13 protein-coding genes are annotated in these 20,000 nt (G+C 68.9%); 6 read left to right on the forward strand and 7 right to left on the reverse strand.

The window, feature by feature from the left end:
• Positions 1–28 precede the first annotated feature (28 nt).
• Genes AC1RRS_RS08325 through AC1RRS_RS08340 form a run of 4 tightly spaced genes read left to right on the forward strand, consistent with a single transcriptional unit; the run spans position 29 to position 6,022 of the window.
• The gene (locus AC1RRS_RS08325; protein ID WP_492854722.1) at positions 29–2,005 is read left to right on the forward strand and encodes a glycoside hydrolase family 3 protein; all 1,977 of its coding nucleotides are present in this window, start codon (positions 29–31) and stop codon (positions 2,003–2,005) included.
• Between the two features lie 12 nt (positions 2,006–2,017).
• Complete coding sequence (locus AC1RRS_RS08330) at positions 2,018–4,210, forward strand: beta-glucosidase family protein (RefSeq protein ID WP_492854723.1); 2,193 nt, start codon at positions 2,018–2,020, stop codon at positions 4,208–4,210.
• Between the two features lie 14 nt (positions 4,211–4,224).
• Positions 4,225–5,796: a carboxylesterase/lipase family protein gene (locus AC1RRS_RS08335; RefSeq protein ID WP_492854724.1), complete on the forward strand. Its 1,572-nt coding sequence runs from the start codon at positions 4,225–4,227 to the stop codon at positions 5,794–5,796.
• 1 nt (position 5,797) lies between these two features.
• Positions 5,798–6,022: a hypothetical protein gene (locus tag AC1RRS_RS08340; RefSeq protein ID WP_110119434.1), complete on the forward strand. Its 225-nt coding sequence runs from the start codon at positions 5,798–5,800 to the stop codon at positions 6,020–6,022.
• Here AC1RRS_RS08340 and pip read toward each other — a convergent pair.
• From pip to AC1RRS_RS08355, 3 genes are all read right to left on the reverse strand, one after another.
• A complete protein-coding gene (gene pip / locus AC1RRS_RS08345; protein WP_492854725.1) occupies positions 6,019–7,104 on the reverse strand; it encodes a prolyl aminopeptidase in 1,086 nt (361 codons plus the stop codon). The two genes, AC1RRS_RS08340 and pip, sit on opposite strands and share 4 nt — an antisense overlap.
• Positions 7,105–7,223: 119 nt before the next feature.
• Entirely contained in the window at positions 7,224–10,379 is a 3,156-nt protein-coding gene (locus AC1RRS_RS08350) for a TonB-dependent receptor (protein WP_492854726.1), read from the reverse strand.
• A 499-nt stretch (positions 10,380–10,878) separates the two neighbouring features.
• Complete coding sequence (locus AC1RRS_RS08355) at positions 10,879–11,463, reverse strand: helix-turn-helix domain-containing protein (protein ID WP_492854727.1); 585 nt, start codon at positions 11,461–11,463, stop codon at positions 10,879–10,881.
• 246 nt (positions 11,464–11,709) lie between these two features.
• Here AC1RRS_RS08355 and AC1RRS_RS08360 point away from each other — a divergent pair, with 246 nt between their 5' ends.
• Both AC1RRS_RS08360 and AC1RRS_RS08365 read left to right on the forward strand, forming a co-directional pair.
• On the forward strand, positions 11,710–12,237 hold the full coding sequence (locus tag AC1RRS_RS08360) for an RNA polymerase sigma factor (RefSeq protein WP_492854728.1): 528 nt from the start codon (positions 11,710–11,712) through the stop codon (positions 12,235–12,237).
• Positions 12,234–13,271 (forward strand): FecR family protein, encoded by a 1,038-nt coding sequence (locus AC1RRS_RS08365; protein ID WP_492854729.1) that lies wholly within the window; start codon positions 12,234–12,236, stop codon positions 13,269–13,271. The genes AC1RRS_RS08360 and AC1RRS_RS08365 overlap by 4 nt, the downstream gene beginning before the upstream one ends.
• Positions 13,272–13,331: 60 nt before the next feature.
• Here AC1RRS_RS08365 and AC1RRS_RS08370 read toward each other — a convergent pair whose 3' ends face one another.
• The 4 genes from AC1RRS_RS08370 to AC1RRS_RS08385 all read right to left on the reverse strand — a co-directional run bounded on the left by AC1RRS_RS08370 (position 13,332) and on the right by AC1RRS_RS08385 (position 19,826).
• The gene (locus AC1RRS_RS08370; RefSeq protein ID WP_492854730.1) at positions 13,332–13,823 is read right to left on the reverse strand and encodes a cupin domain-containing protein; all 492 of its coding nucleotides are present in this window, start codon (positions 13,821–13,823) and stop codon (positions 13,332–13,334) included.
• Positions 13,820–14,740, reverse strand: coding sequence for an alpha/beta fold hydrolase (locus AC1RRS_RS08375; RefSeq protein ID WP_487291528.1), 921 nt, complete (start codon positions 14,738–14,740; stop codon positions 13,820–13,822). Before AC1RRS_RS08375 ends, AC1RRS_RS08370 begins: the two co-directional genes overlap by 4 nt.
• A 116-nt stretch (positions 14,741–14,856) precedes the next feature.
• Complete coding sequence (locus AC1RRS_RS08380) at positions 14,857–18,030, reverse strand: TonB-dependent receptor domain-containing protein (protein WP_492854731.1); 3,174 nt, start codon at positions 18,028–18,030, stop codon at positions 14,857–14,859.
• A 113-nt stretch (positions 18,031–18,143) separates the two neighbouring features.
• A complete protein-coding gene (locus tag AC1RRS_RS08385) occupies positions 18,144–19,826 on the reverse strand; it encodes a thiamine pyrophosphate-binding protein (protein ID WP_492854732.1) in 1,683 nt (560 codons plus the stop codon).
• Between the last annotated feature and the right edge of the window lie 174 nt (positions 19,827–20,000).

A 20,000-nucleotide genomic window follows, 5' to 3' on the forward strand; every position in this document is an offset into this window, starting at 1 on the left:
TTTTCGTGTCACCAAGCGAGTTTAGCCGATGATCCTCGACCGCCGCCTTCTGCTCCTGGCCGCCTCGGCCGCGATCCTCGGCGGTGCGGCCTCCGCCGCACCTAAGCAACCCGAACTGGGCGTTCGCGACGGCAAGGTCATCACGGTCGACGGCCTGAAGTTCCGCGACCTCGACCGGGACGGCAAGCTCGAGCCCTACGAGGACTGGCGCCTGTCGCCCGAGGCTCGCGCCGCCGACCTGACCCAGCGCATGACGCTGGACGAGAAGGCCGGCCAGATGATGCACGGCACCCTGCCGGCGACCGGCCCGATGGGCGTGGCCGGCATGGGCTCGGGCTACGACATGGCCAAGGCGACGCCGCTGGTCATCGACCGCCACGTCACCACCTTCATCACCCGTCTCGCCGGCGCTCCGGCCTTCCTGGCCGAGCAGAACAACGCCATCCAGGCCGTCGCCGAGAAGGGCCGCCTGGGCGTGCCGGCGACCATCAGCACCGATCCGCGCCACCACTTCCAGTTCACGGCCGGCGCCAGTGTCGAGGCCGGCGGTTTCTCCAAGTGGCCCGAGGCCCCGGGCCTGGCCGCCATCGGCGACACCAAGCTAGTGCGGCGCTTCGGCGACGTCGCCCGCCAGGAGTACCGCGCGGTCGGCATCCACCAGGCCCTTTCGCCGATGGCCGACCTGTCGACCGAGCCGCGCTGGCCGCGCACCAATGGCACCTTCGGTGAGGACGCCGACCTCGTCGGCAAGATGACCAAGGCCTACATCCAGGGTTTCCAGGGCGGCGACACCGGTCTCGTCGCGAACGGCGTCTCGGCCGTGGTCAAGCACTGGGTCGGCTACGGCGCTTCGGCCAAGGGCTTCGACGGCCATAACAGCTATGGCCGCTACGCCGTCTTCCCCAAGGGCCAGTTCGACCTGCACGTGAAGCCGTTCGATGAGGCCTTCTCCGCCGGCGTCGTCGGCGTGATGCCGACCTACGCCATTCTCCAGGGCGTCTCCCTCGAAGGTACGGCTCTGGAGCCGGTCGCCGCCGGCTTCTCCAAGCAGCTGCTGACCGATCTGCTGCGCGGCAAGCACGGCTTCAAGGGCGTGGTGGTGTCCGACTGGGCGATCACCAATGACTGCGGAGAGACCTGCCGCAACGGCTTCCCGGCCGGCGTGCGCCCCGGCTTCGAGGGCTTCTCCACCGCCTGGGGCGTCGAGGACCTGGCCAAGGTCGACCGCTACGCCAAGGGCGTCAATGCGGGTCTGGATCAGTTCGGCGGCGTCGAGGACACGGCCGAGCTGGTGGCCGCCGTGAAGGCCGGCAAGATCACCGAAGCGCGCATCGACGAATCCGTGAAGCGCATCCTGGTGGTGAAGTTCGAGCAGGGCCTGTTCGAGAACCCCTATGTCGATCCCAAGGCCGCGACGGCCGTTGTCGGCTCCAAGACCTTCGTCGCCGAGGGCCAGGCGGCCCAGAGCGCGGCCCTGACGGTGCTGGAGAACAAGAATGGCCTCCTGCCGCTGAAGGCCGCCGGCCGCAAGGTCTGGCTGAAGGGCGTCTCACCCGAAGTCGCCAAGGCCTATGGCCTGACGCCGGTCGAGGATCTTGCCCAGGCGGATCTGGCCATCATCCGCGCCGCGACGCCGTTCGAGACCCTGCACCCGAACTACACCTTCGGCAGCTTCCAGCACGAGGGCGACCTGTCGTTCAAGGACGGTAACGCCGACTACGAGGCCATCAAGGCCGCCTCGGCCAAGGTCCCGACCATCGTCAGCGTCTATCTCGACCGTCCGGCGATCCTGACCAATGTCCGCAACAAGGCCGCCGTGCTGATCGGCGACTTCGGCGCCAGCGACGAGGCCTTCCTCGACGCCGTGACGGGCAAGGCGCACGCTCGCGGCAAGCTGCCCTTCGAGCTGCCCTCGTCGATGGCCGCCGTCGAGGCCCAGGCCGAGGACGCCCCGCACGACAGCGAAAAGCCGCTCTACCCGATCCACTACGGCCTGACCTACTGAGGACCCGCGACCATGATCCGTCTGACGACCGCCGCCAGCATCGCGGCCCTTTCGCTGGCCTCCGCCGCGTCCGCCCAAACCGCCCAGCCGTGGATGAACACCAAGCTCTCGCCCGACGAGCGCGCGGCCCTGCTGGAGAAGGAGCTGACTCTCGACGAGCGCATCGGCCTGGTTCACGGCCCGATGTCGATGCCGATCTTCGGCATCAAGAAGCCCGAGGGCGCCATCGGCTCGGCCGGCTACATCCCCGGCATCCCGCGTCTGGGCGTGCCGGCCCTGCAGGAAAGCGACGCCAGCCTCGGCGTCACCAATCCGCTGGGCGTGCGTCCCGGCGACGGCGCCACGGCCCTGGCCTCGGGCCTGTCGCTGGCCGCGACCTTCAACAGCAAGCTGGCCTATGAGGGCGGGGCGGTGGTCGGCCGCGAGGCGCGCGCCAAGGGCTTCAACGTCCAGCTGGCCGGCGGCGTGAACCTGGCCCGCGACCCGCGCAACGGCCGCAACTTCGAATATCTTGGCGAGGACCCCTGGCTGGCCGCCAACCTCGCGGCCGCCCAGATCAAGGGCATCCAGGACCAGGGCATCATCTCGACGATCAAGCACTTCTCGCTGAACGGCCAGGAGACCAGCCGCCACTTCGCCAATTCCATCATCGACGAGGCCGCGCATCGCGAGAGCGACCTGCTGGCCTTCCAGATCGCCGTCGAAAAGGGCCAGCCCGGCTCGGTGATGTGCGCCTACAACCTCGTCAACGGCGACTACAGCTGCGGCAATCCCCACCTGCTTAACGACGTCCTGAAGGGCGACTGGGGCTACAAGGGCTGGGTGATGTCGGACTGGGGCGCGGTCCACGCCACCGACTACATCCTCAAGGGTCTGGACCAGCAGTCGGGCGAGCAGCTCGACGCCAAGATCTGGTTCGGCGAGCCGCTGAAGGCCGCCGTCGAGAAGGGCGAGGTCCCGGCCGCGCGCCTGGCCGACGCCAGCCGCCGCATCCTGCGCTCGATGTTCGCCGCCGGCCTGTTCGACAAGCCGGTGACCTCGGGCGGGACCATCGACTACGACGCCAACGCCGAGACCGCTCGCGCTGCGGCGACCGAAGGCGTGGTGCTGCTGAAGAACCGCGAGGGCCTGCTGCCGCTGGCCAAGACCGCCAAGACGATCGCCGTGATTGGCGGTCACGCCGACGCCGGCGTGCTGTCGGGCGGCGGCTCCTCGCAGGTCGTGCCTCCGGGCGGCGCCAAGCGCGTCGTGCCGTTGGGCGGCGAGGGCATGATGGGGCCGTTCCGCAGCCAGTACTTCAACGGCTCCTCGCCGCTGGCCGCGATCCGCAAGAGCGCGCCTGACGCCAAGGTCACCTTCGACGACGGCCGCTACATCGCCTCGGCCGTGGCCGCCGCAAAGGCCGCCGATGTCGTGGTGGTGTTCGGCAACCAGTGGATGGGCGAGGGCGAGGACGCCTTCGACCTGTCCCTGCCCAACGGCCAGGACGAGCTGATCGCCGCCGTCACGGCCGCCAACCCCAACGCCATCGTCGTGCTGCAGACCGGCGGCCCGGTCTCCATGCCCTGGCTGAACGACGCCGGCGCGGTGGTCGAGGCCTGGTACTCGGGCGCCAAGGGCGGCGAAGCCATCGCCGACGTGCTGTTCGGCGCGGTCAATCCGTCGGGCCGCCTGCCGATGACCTTCCCGGCCTCGCAGGCCCAGTATCCGCGCGAGGCCCTGCCGGGCCGCGGCCTGCCGGAAAAGACCCAGTTCGACGTCAACTACACCGAGGGCGCCGACGTCGGTTACCGCCGCTTCGCCGTCACGGGCGACAAGCCGCTGTTCCCGTTCGGCTACGGCCTGTCCTACACCTCGTTCGCCTATTCGAACCTCAAGGTGGAAGGCGGACAAACGGTCACGGTCAGCTTCGACGTCGCCAACACCGGCAAGGTCGAGGGCAAGGACGCCCCGCAGGTCTATCTGACCGGCGCGGCCGGCAAGCCGTTGCAGCGCCTGATCGGCTTCGACAAGCTGGCCCTCAAGCCGGGCGAGACCCGTCGCGTGACCCTGACTGCCGATCCGCGCCTGCTGGCCAGCTTCGACGCCAAGGGTCATCGTTGGGTCGTCACGGGCGGCGACTATCAGGTGGCGGTCGGCGCCTCGGCGACCGATCTGGCCCTGAAGGGCGGCGCCAAGGTCAAGGCGCGGACGCTGAAGCCGTAGGGGAGGGCGTAGTGATGAAGTCTCTGGTTTCCGGCCTGGCGCTCGCGCTCACCGTCGGGCTTCCCGTTCTCGCGGGTCCCGTGGTCAAGACCACGAACGGTCCGGTCGAAGGCGTCGAGACCGGTCCGGTCGCGGCCTTCAAGGGCGTGCCCTTCGCCGCGCCGCCGGTCGGTCCGCTGCGCTGGCGCGCGCCCCAGGCCCCCAAGGCCTGGACCGCCGTCCGCTCGGCCGCCGAATATGGCCCCGACTGCGCGCAGAACCCGTTCCCGGGCGACGCCGCGCCCCTGGGCGTCAAGCCGGCCGAGGACTGCCTCTATGTGAACGTCTGGACGCCGAAGGACGCCATCAAGGCCAAGGCCAAGAAGCCGGTCATGGTCTGGATCTACGGCGGCGGCTTCGTCAACGGCGGCTCCTCGCCCGAGGTCTATGCCGGCGACCGCTTCGCCCGCGACGGCGTCGTGCTGGTCAGCTTCAACTACCGGGTCGGCCGCTTCGGCTTCTTCGCCCATCCGGCCCTGAGCGCCGAGAACGCCGACGGCGGCCTCTTGGGCAACTACGCCTTCATGGACCAGATCGCGGCCCTGAAGTGGGTCAAGGCCAACATCGCCGCCTTCGGGGGCGATCCGGACAACGTCACGATCTTCGGGGAGTCGGCCGGCGGCATGTCGGTCCACGCCCTGCTGACCACGCCCCTGGCCGAGGGCCTGTTCGACAAGGCCATCATCCAGTCGGGCGGCGGGCGGCCGCGCCTCTTGCCCTCGCTGCCGATCAAGGCCGCGCCGGGCGAGCGCTCGGCCGAGAGCGTCGGCGTCGCCTTCGCCGCCAAGGCCGGCGTGACCGGGGAGGGCGCTGAAGCCCTCGCGGCCCTGCGCGCCCTGCCGGCCGACGCCGTAGTCGACGGCCTGAACATGGCCACCTCCGGCGTTCCCACCTGGAACGGCGGGCCGATGGTCGACGGCAAGCTCGTCACCAAGCCGGTGCTCGACGCCTACGCGGCCGGGGAGTGGACCAAGACGCCCGTGCTGGTCGGCGCCACCGGCGCCGACGGCTTCTTCTTCGGCGGGACGCGCGACCAGGTCTTCGCCCCGTTCGGCGACAGGCGCGCCGAGGCCGAGACGCTCTACGACCCGACCGGCGACGGCGACATCAAGGTCTATGGCTGGAAGGCCGCCGGCGACCGGATGTTCATCGAGCCGGCCCGCGAGGTCGCCCGCACCCTGGCCGCCCAGGGCGCGCCGGTCTGGTCGTTCCGCTTCTCCTACGTGGCCGAAAGCCAGCGCGAGGGCTGGTGGAGCGCCCCGCACGCCACCGAGATTCCGTTCGTGTTCGACACCGTCGACGCCCGCTACGGCGCGGCCCTGACCCCGGCCGACGCGGCCGCCGCCAAGGCCGCCCACGCCTACTGGATCGCCTTCGCAACCAAGGGCGCGCCTGACGCCGCCGGTCAGCCGGCCTGGCCGAAGTACGACGCGGCGGGCGACGTGATCATCGACTTCACCAATGACGGCGTGAGGGTCGGTCCGGATCCGTCGAAGGCGCGCCTCGACCTCGTCAAGGCGACCACGCCGCCGTCGGCGGGGAAGTGACATGGCCGAGCGTCTGGCCGACGCGGTGATCGACCGCGAAACCTTCCTGGCCCTGCGACGGGTCCTGCCGGCGGCCACCAAGGCCTGCCTGCAGGACACCTTCGGCATCAGCGAGACCACCTGGGTCAAGCTGCGCGACGGCCGGCCGGTCAAGCGCGCGACGCTGGACCGGCTGCTGGAGCGCTATCGGCGGATGTGCGGCGAGACGAGCCGCAGGGCGGCCTAGATCCTGGGCAGCCCGTCCATGATCGCCGTCAGGGCCAGAACCGTCTGGCCCTCCATGGCGCTGTGGCCAGCGTCGGTCTTCACATAGCTGGCCGGCGGGGCGCCGACCTCGTTAAGCGCCGCGACCAGGCGCGAGGCCTGCGACAGCGGACAGACCTGATCGAAGCGGCCGTGGACGATGTGGATGTCGAGACCCTTCAGCGCGCCCGCGTTGCGCACGATGTAGTCCGGCTCCAGGAACAGGCCGTTGGCGAAGAAGTGGGCCTCGATCTGGGCGAAGCACAGGGCGAAGTCGGCCTCGCCGAACTTCCCGGCGTCGGCGTTGTCGGGGATCATGTTCGAGATCGTGCCTTCCCAGACCGACCAGGCCACGGCGGCTTCGAGCTGGCGACGACGCTCGGCCTCGCTCGCCGGGACCATGTCGAAGATCGCCTTGTAGGCGCCCATGATGTCGCCCCGGTCTTCCGGTGCGATCACCTCGACGAAGGCCTTCCACTCGTCGGGATAGGCGATGTAGGCGCCGGGCTCGGTCAGGGCGTAGGGCGTCTGGGTGAAGGCCGCCGCATTGCCCTGGTACATGTAGAGCAGGTCTTCGGTCGCGCCGAGGAAGATGCCGCGCAGGATCAGCGAGGCCACCTTGTCGGCGTGGCGGATGGCGTAGGTCAGCGCCAGGGTGCTGCCCCAGCTGCCGCCGAACACGTGCATGCGGCCGGTGATGCCCAGCGCGTCGCGCAGCTTGTTGATGTCGTCGACCAGATGATCGGTGGTGTTGTGGGTCAGGGCGACCTGCGGACCGGCCGAGGCCACGGTCGGCTGGCTTTTGCCGCAGCCGCGCTGGTCGAACAGGATGACGCGATAGCGGTCGGGATCGAAGAAGCGGGCCATCGGCGGGGCGCAGGCGCCGCCGGGGCCGCCATGCAGGAACATCACCGGCTCGCCGTCCGGATTGCCGTATTCTTCCCAGTAGAGCTTGTGGTCGGGCGCGGTGTCGACCTGCAGCAGGCCGCTCTTGCTGGCGGTCGGCTGGGCGTACTTCCACTCGGTGGTGACCTTGCTGGTCGTGCGCAGCGTCGAGAAATTCATGACCGGTCTTCCGTAAGCGACTCCGTGAGGGTGGCTTACCAGTTCGGCCGGATCGAGGCTTGCAGCAAATGGCCTCGGCCGCGCGCACTGGGGGGGCGCGCGGCCGGGGTTTCAGAGGGCTAGTACTTGTAGGTGAAGCCCATGAAGAAGCGGCGACCGAAGTAGCCTTGCTCGATCAGGCGGATGTCGCCGGCCGTCGAGACTTCTTCTTCCTTGGTCAGGTTCTTGCCTTCGACGAAGAGCTGCAGACCCTTCGGGCCCGGCTTCCAGGTGATCTTGCCGTCCAGATAGCCGGTCGGCTCCTTGAACACCGGCTGGCCCGAGGTGTCGGCCGCCGATGACAGGTACTTCGAACGATAGTTGTAGGCGAGACGGGCGTTGATCGGGCCCTTGTCGTACCAGACCGTCAGGTTGGCGCTGCTCTTCGACAGGCCGGGGAACGGCAGCGGCGAGCCGTCGAGCGTGGAATAGAGCTCGACGTCCTTGGCTTCCTGGTAGGTGTAGTTGGCGTCGACGCCGAAGCCCGACAGCGCGCCCGGCAGCCAGGTCAGGGCCGTCTTGCCGGTCAGTTCCAGGCCCGAGATCTTCGCACCCTGGCCGTTGATGTAGGTGTTGTAGTTGTAGAGCACGCCGTCGCCGTAGACGTCGACCTTGCCGATCAGCGTGCGCGAGCTGACGTAGAACGACTTGATGTCCTTGTAGAACAGGCCCAGCGACAGCTGGGTGTCGCTGTTGGGGTACCACTCGAACGACAGGTCGTACTGGTTGGCGCGATAGGGCTTCAGGTTCGGATTGCCGGCCGAGCAACTGGGTTCGTCATATTCGCCGCTGGCGTCGGGGGAATTGTCGGTCGTGCAGCTGACCGTCGGCATAAGGTAGTCCATCCGCGGACGGGCCATCAGCTGGGCGAAGCCGGCGCGGGCCGACAGCTTGTTGGGCTGCAGCCAAAGGCCCACGTTGAAGCTCGGAAGCCAGACCGTGTAGTCCTTGGTCATGGTCGCGATCGAGTTGCTCAGCACATAGGTCGTCGAGGTGCCGCCGTTGGTCGCCGCATAGGTCTCGCTGCGGGTTTGAGCGCCCGTGCCAGAGGTCTTGGTATGGACCCGGCGCCAGCCGAAGTTACCCACCACGTCGTAGTCGAACAGCGGGAACTCGTAGTCGAATTTCAGGTACAGGGCGTCGGTCTGCTCGGCGATCCGGTAGGGGATCTGCTCGTAGGTCTTGCCGTCGTTGCCGGTGGTGGTCACCAGGTTGTTCAGGTTGAAGTGCGACGTGTCGAGGTACTGGGCGACCTGGTTGAAGTTCGGATAGAGCCAGGTCGAGGGCAGGGAGCCGCCGCCGTAGTAGAAGGCGTCGGGCAGCTGGGTCATCGCCTGCGAGAAGACCGCGTTCGAGAACGCCCGCGACCAGGTCTCGGTCGTCGACCAATAGCCGGTGGTGTAGGCCGCCGAGGCGGCGGTCGGGCTGGTCTGGTCAGCCGTCTGGGTGCTCAGGATCGTCGCCGTCGAATTGACCGCGTTGGTGTAGAGGACGGTGTCGTCGGCGGTGGAGTAGTCGTTCGTGCCGCCGTCGAGGATGTAGCCGCCGTAGCCGTAGCCCTTGGTCGAGAAGTCGGTGGCGCGGCCGCCGAACTCGATCTTCTTGAGGAACGGCAGGTTGGTCTCGTAGTCGAAGTCGATCTTGTACTGCTTCTCTTCCGTGGCCGAGTTCGACGGACGGTACTGGATCTGCCATTGGCGGATCGCCGAGGCGTCCGACGGGCTGTAGCCGGTGGCGAAAGTGAACGACGGCGCGCCGGTGGTCGGGTCGAGGGTGACCGTCATGCCGGGCGTGTCGAAGCTGACGCTGACGTTATTGGTCTGCGAGACGGTCGAGGTCTCGGCGCTGGAGGCCTGGAACTCGACCTGCAGGCGGTCGCCACGGTAGTTGGCGCCGACGTTGTAGTAGTCGCTCGAGGAGTCGTAGGCGAAGTCGCGCGAACTGATGCCGAAGCCGTTGTAGCCGCCGGCGCCCGAGGTGGTGAGGCAGTTGCCCAGGGTGTACTGGATGACGTTGTGGTTGGCGTCCACGACGACGGAACTGGCCGTGGTGTTGGTCGACGAGCAGGCGCTGGCCGAGGCCGCGTTGCGCAGGCGCGTCGCCGAGGTGAAGTCGGTGCCGTAGTTGATGTCGTTCAGGCGCTGCGACCGCTCATTGCGGTTGTAGCTGGCCCAGACGTCGATCTTGTCGCTGACCCGGTACTGCACCGTGAACTCGGCCGAGAGGCGCTCGTCCTCGCGAGTCCAGACGCCGTAGCGGGCCACGCGCGGGGCGTAGTCGTACCACTGGCTCTGGCAGGCGGTGCGCAGGTTGCTGGTCGAGATCTGGCTGGTGTCGGGCGAGGTCAGGCTGGAGCAGCCGGCATAGGTGCTGACGCCGCTGGCCAGGTCGTTGATCTCCTGGCTGTAGGCGGTCGAATAGTAGTCGACCGTCTTGTCGGTCGAACCGTCGAAGTCGGCGAACCGGCCCCACGACGAGTTGCGGACATAGTCGCCCCGGGTGTTGACCTTGTCGTAGGTGACATTGGCCATCAGGCCCAGGCGCCCGTCGAACAGCTGGGTGGCGGCGAACAGGTTGCCGCGCGGCTTCCAGCCCTTGGCCGTGTCGAGGTTCTGCATCGAACCGGTCAGCGACAGGGTCGGCTTCTTGAAGTCCAGCGGCTTGCGGGTGGTCACCGAGACCGTGCCGCCGACGCCGCCTTCGGTCATGTCGGCGGTGAAGCCCTTGAACACGTCGATCGACTTGACCAGCTCCGAGGCCAGTTCACGGAAGTCGTTGGCGCGGCCGCCGCCGCCGTAGACGGCCAGGTTGCCGGCGGTCGACAGCGTGCTCATGCCGTTGATCTCGACCCGGTTCAGGTCGGGCTCGACGCCGCGGATCGACACCGCGTTGCCTTCGCCGAAGTCGCGGGCCAACTGCACGCCGGTCACCCGGCCCAGGGCCTCGCCGACGTTCTTGTCGGGAAACTGGCTGATGTCCTCGGCGACGATGGAGTCCGAGATCGTGCCCGCGCGCTTCTTGCGGCCCATGGCCGACTGCAGGCTGGCGCGGGTGCCGACGACGACGATTTCCGCGACCTTGTTCTCGACCGTCGCTTCCGGCGCGGCCTTGGCCGTATCGGTGGGCTGGGCGGCTTGGGCCAGGGCGATCGACGAGCTCGAGCCCAGGATGGCCGCGGCCAGGCCCGTGGTCATCAGCAATTGGGTTTCGAAGCGTGGTCTGCGGACGTTCTTCATGAGTTCCCTCCGAGAGTGCAGGCGGTGACCGCCCTTGTTCAGCGCGGCGCCCCCTCCGGTCGCCGCGGTGTGTGTTGGCCGAAATCGAGACGCGCCAAGTCGAGCCGCCGGACGCCGCTGTGATCGCGGGCGTTGCGGTTGGATCGAAGCTGGCGTGTGGAAACACCGGGGCCTTGGCGATCGGTCGCCGACGCTTCGTTGCGTCGGGAGCAGCGCTCGTTGGCAGAATACGAGCGCCGAAGTTTCGACGTCATGCCTCGATGTGTTGGCGATCATACGCGGGGGTTATCGCGGCGTCGCCTATGTGAGCGGTCTTCACGTTCGCTGCGGATCTTTGCGATCTCTGCAACGATTTTGGCAATCTTGTCGAAGTCGATGGTTTGTCAATTCGGAAGCGTGCGCTTCATGACTATATAACGGCGAATTTCGGCCAATCTGCATTCAGCGAAAACGATTGGAAATCTATTGGAAACCTATGTTTCAGAGATGAAGTGAAATCTCAGCCTTCGAGGCGCTGTTTCCCAATTTGTGAAACGTTCGGCAGGCTTGTGGGAATCAAGATCGCCGCGCCCGAAGCCTGCTCACGCCGCCAGCGGTTCGGCGAGCTGCCGACGATGGCGCGGAAGGTGCGGGACATGTGCGCCTGGTCGCTGAAGCCGCAATCCATCGCGATCTGGCACAGCGGCAAGCGGGTGTGCAGCATCAGGCTCTTGGCGCGTTCCAGGCGTCTGCGGATCACATATGCGCGCGGGGCGACGCCGAAGCTGCTCTTGAAGCAGCGCGAGAAGTGGCTGGGGCTGAAGCCGACGCCTTCGGCCAGTTCGGCGACGCTGATCGGCTGACCCAGGCGCTCGTCGATATGGCGCACGACCCTGCGCTCCTGCCATGGCGCGAGCGTCAGGTCCGAACGCCGCCTCGGCGCGAGGCGGACGTCGCGGGCCGGCGCCAGAAGGCGCGACGCCTGGCCGATGAGAATCCGGGCCTGGCGGGGATCGACCTCCACCGCCCGGTCGGCGCGATCCAGCATGTCCAGCACGGTCTGCGCCATCAGGTCGATCGGCGAAGCGAGTTCTGTCTTGTCCATCGAGGGATCGCACATCGTCATTTCCGTCGGCGACCGTCGCTTGCGCCCGCCCGGGGAGGCATTACGCACGGGCGACGAAAACCCTCATTCGCCACCAGGGCGCGCCAGGTGATCCCGCCGGTCGATCCAGGAAATATTTTTGATGAGGACTTTCGCCGGCGCTGCGTTCTGCCCTCTCGAAAGCCCGCGCCACATGCCGTTGGACAGGGATCGGAGTCTCTGATGGGAATGGCGCGAGGGGAGCCCATGTCCGACGCCTCCGAGGCCGCTGCGCGCGCGGACGTCTTCGCCCGCCAGGCGTCGGCGATGCGCGGACCGCTGGCCGCCTATTTCCGACGCCGGGTGCGCAACCCCGTCGAGGTCGAGGATCTGGTCCAGGAGGTGTTCCTGCGCCTGACCGTGCGCGGCACGCCCTCGAACACCGATCACGCCAGCGCCTACATCTTCCAGATCGCCGCCAGCGTCCTGGCCGACCGCTACCGGCGTCGGGCGGTCCGGCACGCCGACGGGCACGTGGTGCTGGATCCCAGCCTGCGCGACGAACACGACTTCGACCCTGATCGCATCTATGCCGGCAAGCAGGCGCTGAACGCCGCCGCCGCCGCCCTCATGACCATGCCGGAGCGAACGCGGACGATCTTCCTGCTGCGCCGGATCGACGGCCTGCGCCATCAGGCTATCGCCACGCGCCTTGGCCTTTCGATCAGCACGGTGGAAAAGCACATGGTTCGCGCCATCGAGCACCTCATGGCCCACGCGGGAGACGCCCGATGACCCGCGACGCCATGACCCCCGCCCAGGCCGCGGCGCGCTGGCTGGCCCGCGACGACCTCGATCAGTCGCCCCAGCGCGAGCAGTTCGCGGCCTGGCTGGAGGAAAGCCAGGACAACCGCGACGCCTGGATTCAGGCCCATCGCGTCTGGGACGTCTTCGAGGACGCCGAGGACAGCGACCTGATCGCGGCCATGGCGCGGGCGGCGCGGCGGGCCAGCCCCGAGCCGGCCGCCGAGCCGTTCTGGCCTCGGGCGGTCGCGGCGTCGATCGCGGCTCTGGCGCTATCGGCGACGCTGCTCACGGGCGTTCATCAGGGCTGGTTCGGCGGTTCAGGCGAGCCGGCCAAGGTGGCGGTCGAGGCGGGGCCTTCGCTCACCGCCGTCGGCCGGGCCGACTACGTCACCGGCAAGGGCCAGAAATCCATCGTCGACCTGCCGGACGGCACCCGGGTGACGCTGGACGTCGACAGCGGGATCGACGTGGCCTTTTCAGGCGGCCGGCGCGAGGTGCGCCTGCTGAGCGGCCGGGCGTTCTTCGATGTCGCCCATGACCGGGCTCATCCCTTCGCGGTTCGCGCCGGCGGGCGCGTGGTCACCGCGCTGGGCACCCAGTTCGACGTGCGCCTGACGCCGGGAGCCTTGCGGGTCGTGCTGGCCGAAGGCGTCGTGTCGGTGGCCCCGGTCCAGGCGAGGGCGAGCGAGCCGCCGATCCGGCTCGCGCCCGGCCAGGCCTTCACCGCCAGGAACGGCGCGCAGGGCACGGTGGCGCCGGTCGATCTCGACGAGGCCCTCGGCTGGAAGCAGGGCGTCCTGGAGTTTCATGACCAGCCGCTGTCCGAAGCCGTCGGCCTGCTGAACCGCTACACGCGAGCCAAGATCGTCATCCGCGACCCGAAGGTCGCGGCCCTGCGCATCACCGGCGTCTTCAGGACGGGCGACGCCAGGCGGTTCGGACGCTCGGTGTCGCAGGTGTTGCCGGTCCGGATGGTCGCCCGCGACGCCGACACCTACGAACTCGTCTCCACGCGGCGCTGAACCTCGTTCCGATCGAACGAAGGGGGCAAGGCGTCGGCCTTGCCCCCAAGGTCGATGTCGTCAGGGCTTGGGTGCGTCGGCCGCCTCGACATAGTCGGTGCTGGTCGGGCCGAAGCCGGAGATGTAGACGCTGGCGCCCTCCGGTCCGGTCATGGCGAAATGGTCCACCCCGGCTGGCTCGCTGTAGAAGCTGCCCGGCGGCAGGGTCTTGACCAGGGTCTCGTCGGCCTTGCGCCCGTAGCCGAAGCGCCAGACGCCGGCGACGACCACGGCGGTGCGGTCGTCGCGGTGCCCGTGGGCGGCGATGCGGGTGTTGGGCGGGACCTGCAGCGCGATCGTGTAGGGGCCGGCCTTGGTCGGGTCGCCGTACAGGACCGTCGTGCGGATGCCCGATACGCCCGAGGTGCCGGCCGTGGCGCCGCCCTTGGCCAGGCCGTCGATCTCGAGCGGCGTCAGGCGAACCAGAGGCTCCGCGGCCCAAGCACCGCCCGCGATGGCGAAGGTCGCCAGCAGGATCGCGGCGCTGGCTGATACTGGAACGATGCGGTTCACGGCTTGGCGTCCAGGAAGTCGCGCACCATCGCCACGGTGGCCTTGGGGTTTTCCTCCATGATCCAGTGACCGGAGTCGGGGACGACGCCCTCGGTAACGTTGCTGGCCGCGAAGCGCATCACCGTCGCCATCATCGGTCCGAACGACTTCTCGCCGCCCAGCGCGAGCACCGGCACGGTCAGCTTGCCCTCGGCGACGAAGGCCTTGTTGTCGATGGCGTCCTGGTCGAAGGCGGCGAACTGCGAGAAGCCGCCGTGCATGGCGCCAGGTTGGGCGTAGAGCTTGGCGTAGTGCTGGCGCGAAGCCTCGGTGAACCGGGCGGGATTGGCCGAGAACTCGTTCCAGAAGCGGTCGAGATAGATGCGTTCGCGACCGGCGACCAGGCGCTCCATGTCGGGACCGCCGAACCGGAAATGCCACAGCAGCGGGTTCTTCAGGATCTCGTCCCACGGCCCGACGCCGGGCAGAGGCGCGTCGATCAGCACGAAGCGGCCGACGCGATCGCGATGCTCGGCGGCGAAGGCGTAGCCGACCATGTTGCCGATGTCGTGGGTGACGAGGTCAGCCTTGGTGATCTTCAGGGCGTCGAGCACGCCGGCCACGTCCTGGCCCTGGTTCTTCTTGTCGTAGCCGCCGGAAACCGGCTTGGACGACAGGCCAAGGCCCCGCAGGTCGGGCACGACGACGGTGTGATCCTTGGCCAGTTCGACGGCCAGCGGCTCCCACATGTCGCCGGTCTCGCCATAGCCGTGCAGCAGCACGACGGCCGGTCCCGAACCGCCGACGCGGACGTGGATCGTCGCGCCGTTGGTGGCGATCTCCTGGGTCTTGAAGCTGGCCGGGAAAGGCTTGACCTGCGCCATGGCGGGGGTCGCGAGAAGTAGGGTCGCCAAGGCGATCGGCGCGAGCTTGAACACTTGCTGTCCTCCAGGGATGAGGCGCGGCGCAAGGCCGCGTCTGGGCGTCCGGGCGGACGCCTTCAGCGGGGGAGAACGCAGGTTTTCCAGGAACCCTCATCCGGGCTCGCCCGGCCCTAGAAATGACCGACCAGGCCGAATTCGAAACGCCGCCCGCGCGGGTCGCCATAGGGGCTGTAGGGCAGGGAGCGGTCTGACGGGCTCGACTGCGCGATCAGGGGCGGATCGTGGTCGAGGACGTTCTGTACGCCGAAGCGCAGCTGGACTTCCCGCAGCCCGCCGACCGTGGTTTCGAGCGCCACGCGACGGGTCGCGTAGAGATCGACATAGGCCTGTGGCGGAACCCGGCTCGCGCCCTGCTGCAACACCTTCCTGGCCACGGTGTCAGCGCTGTCGGTGCTGTCGAACACGCGATAGCCGTCGTAGAAGGCGATGTTCACCCCGAGCGTCGTGGCCCCCTTCGCCCAGTCCAGGCCGCCGTTCGCGCGCCAGACCAGCGGACCGTCGGCGTAGCCCGCCGCTTCGACCGCCTCGCTCCGCGGATCGGCCCGCCGTCTCAGATGCGGCTGCCAGGTCGCCGCCGCGCGTAGCTTGAAGTCTCCCAGACGCGTGGTCGGGATCAGGTAGTCGCCCTGCAGGTCGATCGCCTCGACCAGCGTCCTGCCGATGTTCAGGGCCGTGGTGTCCACGGCGGTGACGACCCCGACGGTGAAGCCCTTGGCGCGATCGGCGTCGCTGAGCGGCGCGCGCGTCACGCGTCCGGGAAACAGCGCCTCGTTGTCGAGGAAGTAGTCCACGTCATGGGCGCTGGCGCTGACGATCTCCCGCCGCTTGTCGATCCGGGTGTAGTCGATGGAGACCCGCAGCCGCTCCAGCCAGGTCGGCGTCAGCACGACGCCGGCGGACAGGCTGCGCGCGCGCTCCGGCAGCAGGTTCGTCGACCCGCCCTCGACGATGTCATAGCCGCCCGCGAGGCCCAGGGCCTCACCGCCACGCTGGGGGTCCTTCGGAGCGAACGAGGCCGGCAGGTACAGATAGCGCGACGAGTTCGCGAACGTGTCTGGATCCGAGGTGTAGGCGCCGGTCGTCGACCACAGCTGGTCGGTCCGAGGCGGCAGGAAGCCCGACGCCGCGCTGGCTCGGATCATCACGCCGGTGACGGGAAGGAACTTGAAGCCCGCGGTGTAGACCGTGGTGGTCTGGGCGGCCTCCTTCGTCGTGGCGTAGCGTGGGTCCTCGGAGGCGAGGTTGGCGGCCAGGCGTTCCCGGTTGCGCTCGCGGCTGAGGGCCAGCTGGAACTCCAGTCCCTTCAATCCGGTCGGGCCGTCACGGCGGTCCGTCAGCGGCGCTCGGAGCTCGGCGTAGTAGTGGCGCGCCGATTGGGTCAGGCTCGTCATCGGCGTCTCGGTGGCGAGGCCGGTCAGCGGGTCCCATCGACGATAGACGGAGCTTGGGACATGGTCGCGCCGGTCCTCCGCCTTCAGCGATAGGGTCAATGGACCGCCCCCCAGGTCTAGGATCGGTCCCGCCAGCCGGATCGACCGGTCCTTGAAGCGATCGACTTGCGAAAACGCATAGCCGGCGTCGACGGTATGACTGGCCAGCGCGCCGAGCAGCGCCTCCAGCCCGCCCAGGGGACTGAGCGGCGCGCCGCCATCAAGGCCTCGGCCCTGCATGACCGCGGTGGAGACGATCGGCCCCGGCGGTTTGGCGGTCAGGGCGACGTCGATCCGCGCGCTGCCGGCGCTGTAGTCGGCGCTCAGCTTCCAGCCGCGCGACAGCTCCGCGATCACCCCGACCGTTCCTCTCGTCGTCCGGCTGCGGTTGCGGACGACCGGGTCGAAGCCGGGCGTCGGAAAGGTGACGTAGATGTCCTGCTGGAACGGATTGGTCGGCGCGCCCGCGACGATGCGGACGGCTTGCGACGTGTTCCACGGGATCACCGCCTCGCCGTCGTTCTGCAGGACCAGCAGGTCGGCATAGGCCTCGATCGCCTCGCCGAACCGGCGGCGGACGCTGCCGATCAGGGACGAGGTCTCGCGCTTGCTCAGGAGCGTCTGGCGCTCGCCGCTGACGTCCGGCGACAGGCTGAGGTCCAGCCGTCCGGCGTTGGCCAACAGCAGGGCGGCGCCGTCGCTCGTCGCGCCGCCGTAGGACGCTGGCGCGAAGGTCGTCGCCGCGCCCAGGCTGGCGCCGCCATAGGCGGGATCGAGCACCAGGGCGGCGCCGGAGGCGCTGAAGATGTTGATCGACCGGCTGACCGGGTAGTCGGCGAGGGCCGAGGCCGGATCGTTCGCGAAACGTCTCGTGCGGGCCCTGGCGCTGTAGGCGCGGTCTCCGGCGCTCAGGGCGTCGGCGCGCAGCAGGCCGAACGCGACCATCACTTCCGTGCGGCCGTCGTCAGGGGAAAAGCCGACGCGCCCGTCGAGCCGGCGGGTCGCGGCGTCGCCGCCGTCGGTGATCCCGTAGGCGCCGGAGAGGTCGGCGCCCTGATAGTCGCGTTTGAGCACGACGTTGATCGCGCCGGCGGTCGCTCCCGACCCGTAGACGCCGCCGGCCGTGGAATTCAGGACCTCGATCCGCTCGACCGCCGCGAGCGGCAGGCCGTTGAGGTCCGATTGCAGGATGGATGCGGATGCGCCCGAGGGCAGGGCGGGCATTCGCCGGCCGTCCACCAGGACGAGCGTCTGGTTGGAGCCCAGGCCCCGCAGGTCGACCTCGGAGCGGTTGCTGGCGTTGGTGTCGGCCGGGGTCTGCAGCGCCGACGCGATCTGGGCGTTGGCGGTCGTCGTCACGCGCAGGAAGTCGTTGATGTCGGTCGAGCCGGTCTGCTCGATGCCGCGACTGGTCCAGACCTTGTAGGGCTGGATGTCGTTCTCTGTGCGCTGGATGTCGCTGTTCTGGGTGCGCGCGGTCACGAGCAGTTCGGGCAAGGCGACCGGAACCTCTGGCGCTGGCGGCGGCAGCCTCGGCGCGACCTCGATGATGTAGACGCCATCGGCGGAGCGGCGGTGGCCAAGGCCCGATCCGGCCAGCAGCAGCGGCAGTGCCTGGTCGAGCGTGTAGCGGCCCTTGAGGCGGGGCGCGTCCCGCCCGCCGATCGTCGGCGCGGCCAGCAGCAATTCGCGTCCCGATCGCCGGGCGATGTCGGTCAGGGCCGTGGCCAGCGACTGGCCCGTCGTGTCGATCTGCAGAGCGCGCGCGCTCTGCGCCTGCGCCGGCGACACCGTGCTCGCCGCCGCGGCAATGCCCCAGGCCAACAGCGCTGCGTACGCACCGTTCCTGCGCATTAGGGATCCCCTCACGCGCCGCCCACTAGCAGGTAGAGTAACGACGATCAATCAACCGCGCCGCAAGAAAGCGGCGACCATGGGATCCGGCGTCCTAGGTGCAGCGCAGCCGGTCAGCCCATCCAGCGGCTGACCGGCACGGCGGCTTCCTCCAGCGGCTGGGAGATCACGTCGATCAGGGTGGGTCCGTCATGGGCCAGGGCCTGGCGGACCACGTTGTCCAGCTGCGCCGGATCGCTCACCGACCAGGCCTTCAGCCCGAAGGCCTCGGCGATGCGGGCATGGTCGGAACGACCGAAATCGACCGAGAAGTAGCGCTCGCCATAGCCGCTCTTCTGGCTGGCCTTGATCCAGCCGTACGAGGAATTGGAGAACACGATCAGGGTGATCGGCAGTCGCTTGCGGACGATGGTCTCCAGCTCGCCCACGGCGAAACCGAAGCTGCCGTCGCCCATCACCGCCACCACCTTGGAATTGGGCGCGCCATAGGCCGCGCCGATCGAGGCGGGCAGGGAGAAACCCAGCGCCCCGTGCGCCCGGTTGGTGATGAACCGCCGGCCGGTGACGTTGAAGTCGAAATAGCCCGAGAAGTAGGGACAGGGCGTGCCTGGGTCGGCGACGATGATCCCGTCGCGGGGCAGGGCGGCTTGCAGCGCCGCCAGCACGCGCTCGGGGCGGATCGGGCGATCCGTGGACCGGGCCAGGTCTTCGAACCGCGCGCGCTTGGCCAGACGCATGGCCTTAAGGCGTTCGGCCGCGCCGGTGTCGCGCGCCTCGCCGTCCAGCCGGCGAGCGATGACCGCGCCCAAGGCGGCCAGACACAGCCGGGCGTCGCCGACCAGACCGGCCTCGACGCGATAGTTGGCCCCGACCACCATCGGATCGACGTCGATATGGACGATCGGCACGTCGCGGCCGGGGACCTCGCCATGCTCGGTGGTGGTCGAGCCGGCGCGGCAGCCGACGAAGATCACCGTGTCGGCGTTCGCCACGATCTCCCGCGTCTGGTCCACCCCGCCATTGGCCCCCACCACGCCGACAGCGAGCGGATGGTCGTCGGCGATCGCGCCATGGCCGCTGACGGTCGAGGCGACCGGCGCGTCGAGCAGTTCCGCCAAGGCGGCGAGTTCGGCGCTGGCGCCCGAGATGATCACGCCGCCGCCGACCACGAACACCGGCCGCTTCGCCGCAAGGATCACCTCGGCCGCCGCCGCCACCAGATCGGGCGACGGCCCGGTCCGGAAAGCGGGAAAGGACCCATGCTCGGCCTGGGCCCAGAGGTCGAAGTCCGCCGTCTGCTTCTGCAGGTCGTAGGGCAGGCCGATGTGGGTCGCGCCCGGACGGCCGGTGGTCGCGGCGCGGAAGGCGGTGCGGAAGACGTGCGGGATCTGGCCGACGTGATCGACCACGGTGTTCCACTTGGTCAGCGGCCGAAACAGGGCCTTCTGGTCCAGCTCGGTCAGCGGGTAGCGGCCGCGCGCGGTCACCGGCACGTCCGAGGTGATGGAAAGCAGAGCGATCGAAGACTCGTTGGCCTCGACCACCCCGGGCAGGATGTAGGTCGCCCCGCCGCCGCTGGGGCCTTCGCAGACACCGACCTTGCCGGTCACCCGGGCATAGGCGTCGGCCATGTAGGCGGCGCTGCGCTCGTCGCGGGTCAGCACGTGCTCCATGCCGTGGTCCAGGCGCGCCAGCGCGTCGTAGAACGGCAGGCTGGTGTCGCCGCACAGGCCGAAGATGTGCTTCACGCCGTGATGCTGCAGCATCCGCACGGCGGCCTCTGCGCCCGTGGTCATGGTCCTGGCTCCTCCCGTAGCCGTCCTTGGTACGGGGGCGCGCCATACGCCGGCCATTCAAGACGGGCCGGGGGCTATCGGTTCTGTGCGAAAGAACGCGCCCCAAGGACGCGCCTGGCGTGACTGTCCCGTCTGGGCGGCGCTAAAGGTGCGCACCGCCGCCGTCCGATCGCG

The organism is Caulobacter sp. GW821-FHT12A07 (assembly GCF_058807655.1).

Coding starts and splice junctions, on each gene's coding strand:
- AC1RRS_RS08360 (WP_492854728.1), top strand. CDS start 11,710: ATGTCCGACGCCTCCGAGGCCGCTGCGCGCGCGGACGTCTTCGCCCGC.
- AC1RRS_RS08380 (WP_492854731.1), bottom strand. CDS start 18,030: ATGCGCAGGAACGGTGCGTACGCAGCGCTGTTGGCCTGGGGCATTGCC.
- AC1RRS_RS08330 (WP_492854723.1), top strand. CDS start 2,018: ATGATCCGTCTGACGACCGCCGCCAGCATCGCGGCCCTTTCGCTGGCC.
- AC1RRS_RS08335 (WP_492854724.1), top strand. CDS start 4,225: ATGAAGTCTCTGGTTTCCGGCCTGGCGCTCGCGCTCACCGTCGGGCTT.
- AC1RRS_RS08350 (WP_492854726.1), bottom strand. CDS start 10,379: ATGAAGAACGTCCGCAGACCACGCTTCGAAACCCAATTGCTGATGACC.
- AC1RRS_RS08325 (WP_492854722.1), top strand. CDS start 29: ATGATCCTCGACCGCCGCCTTCTGCTCCTGGCCGCCTCGGCCGCGATC.
- pip (WP_492854725.1), bottom strand. CDS start 7,104: ATGAATTTCTCGACGCTGCGCACGACCAGCAAGGTCACCACCGAGTGG.
- AC1RRS_RS08340 (WP_110119434.1), top strand. CDS start 5,798: ATGGCCGAGCGTCTGGCCGACGCGGTGATCGACCGCGAAACCTTCCTG.
- AC1RRS_RS08365 (WP_492854729.1), top strand. CDS start 12,234: ATGACCCGCGACGCCATGACCCCCGCCCAGGCCGCGGCGCGCTGGCTG.
- AC1RRS_RS08385 (WP_492854732.1), bottom strand. CDS start 19,826: ATGACCACGGGCGCAGAGGCCGCCGTGCGGATGCTGCAGCATCACGGC.
- AC1RRS_RS08355 (WP_492854727.1), bottom strand. CDS start 11,463: ATGGACAAGACAGAACTCGCTTCGCCGATCGACCTGATGGCGCAGACC.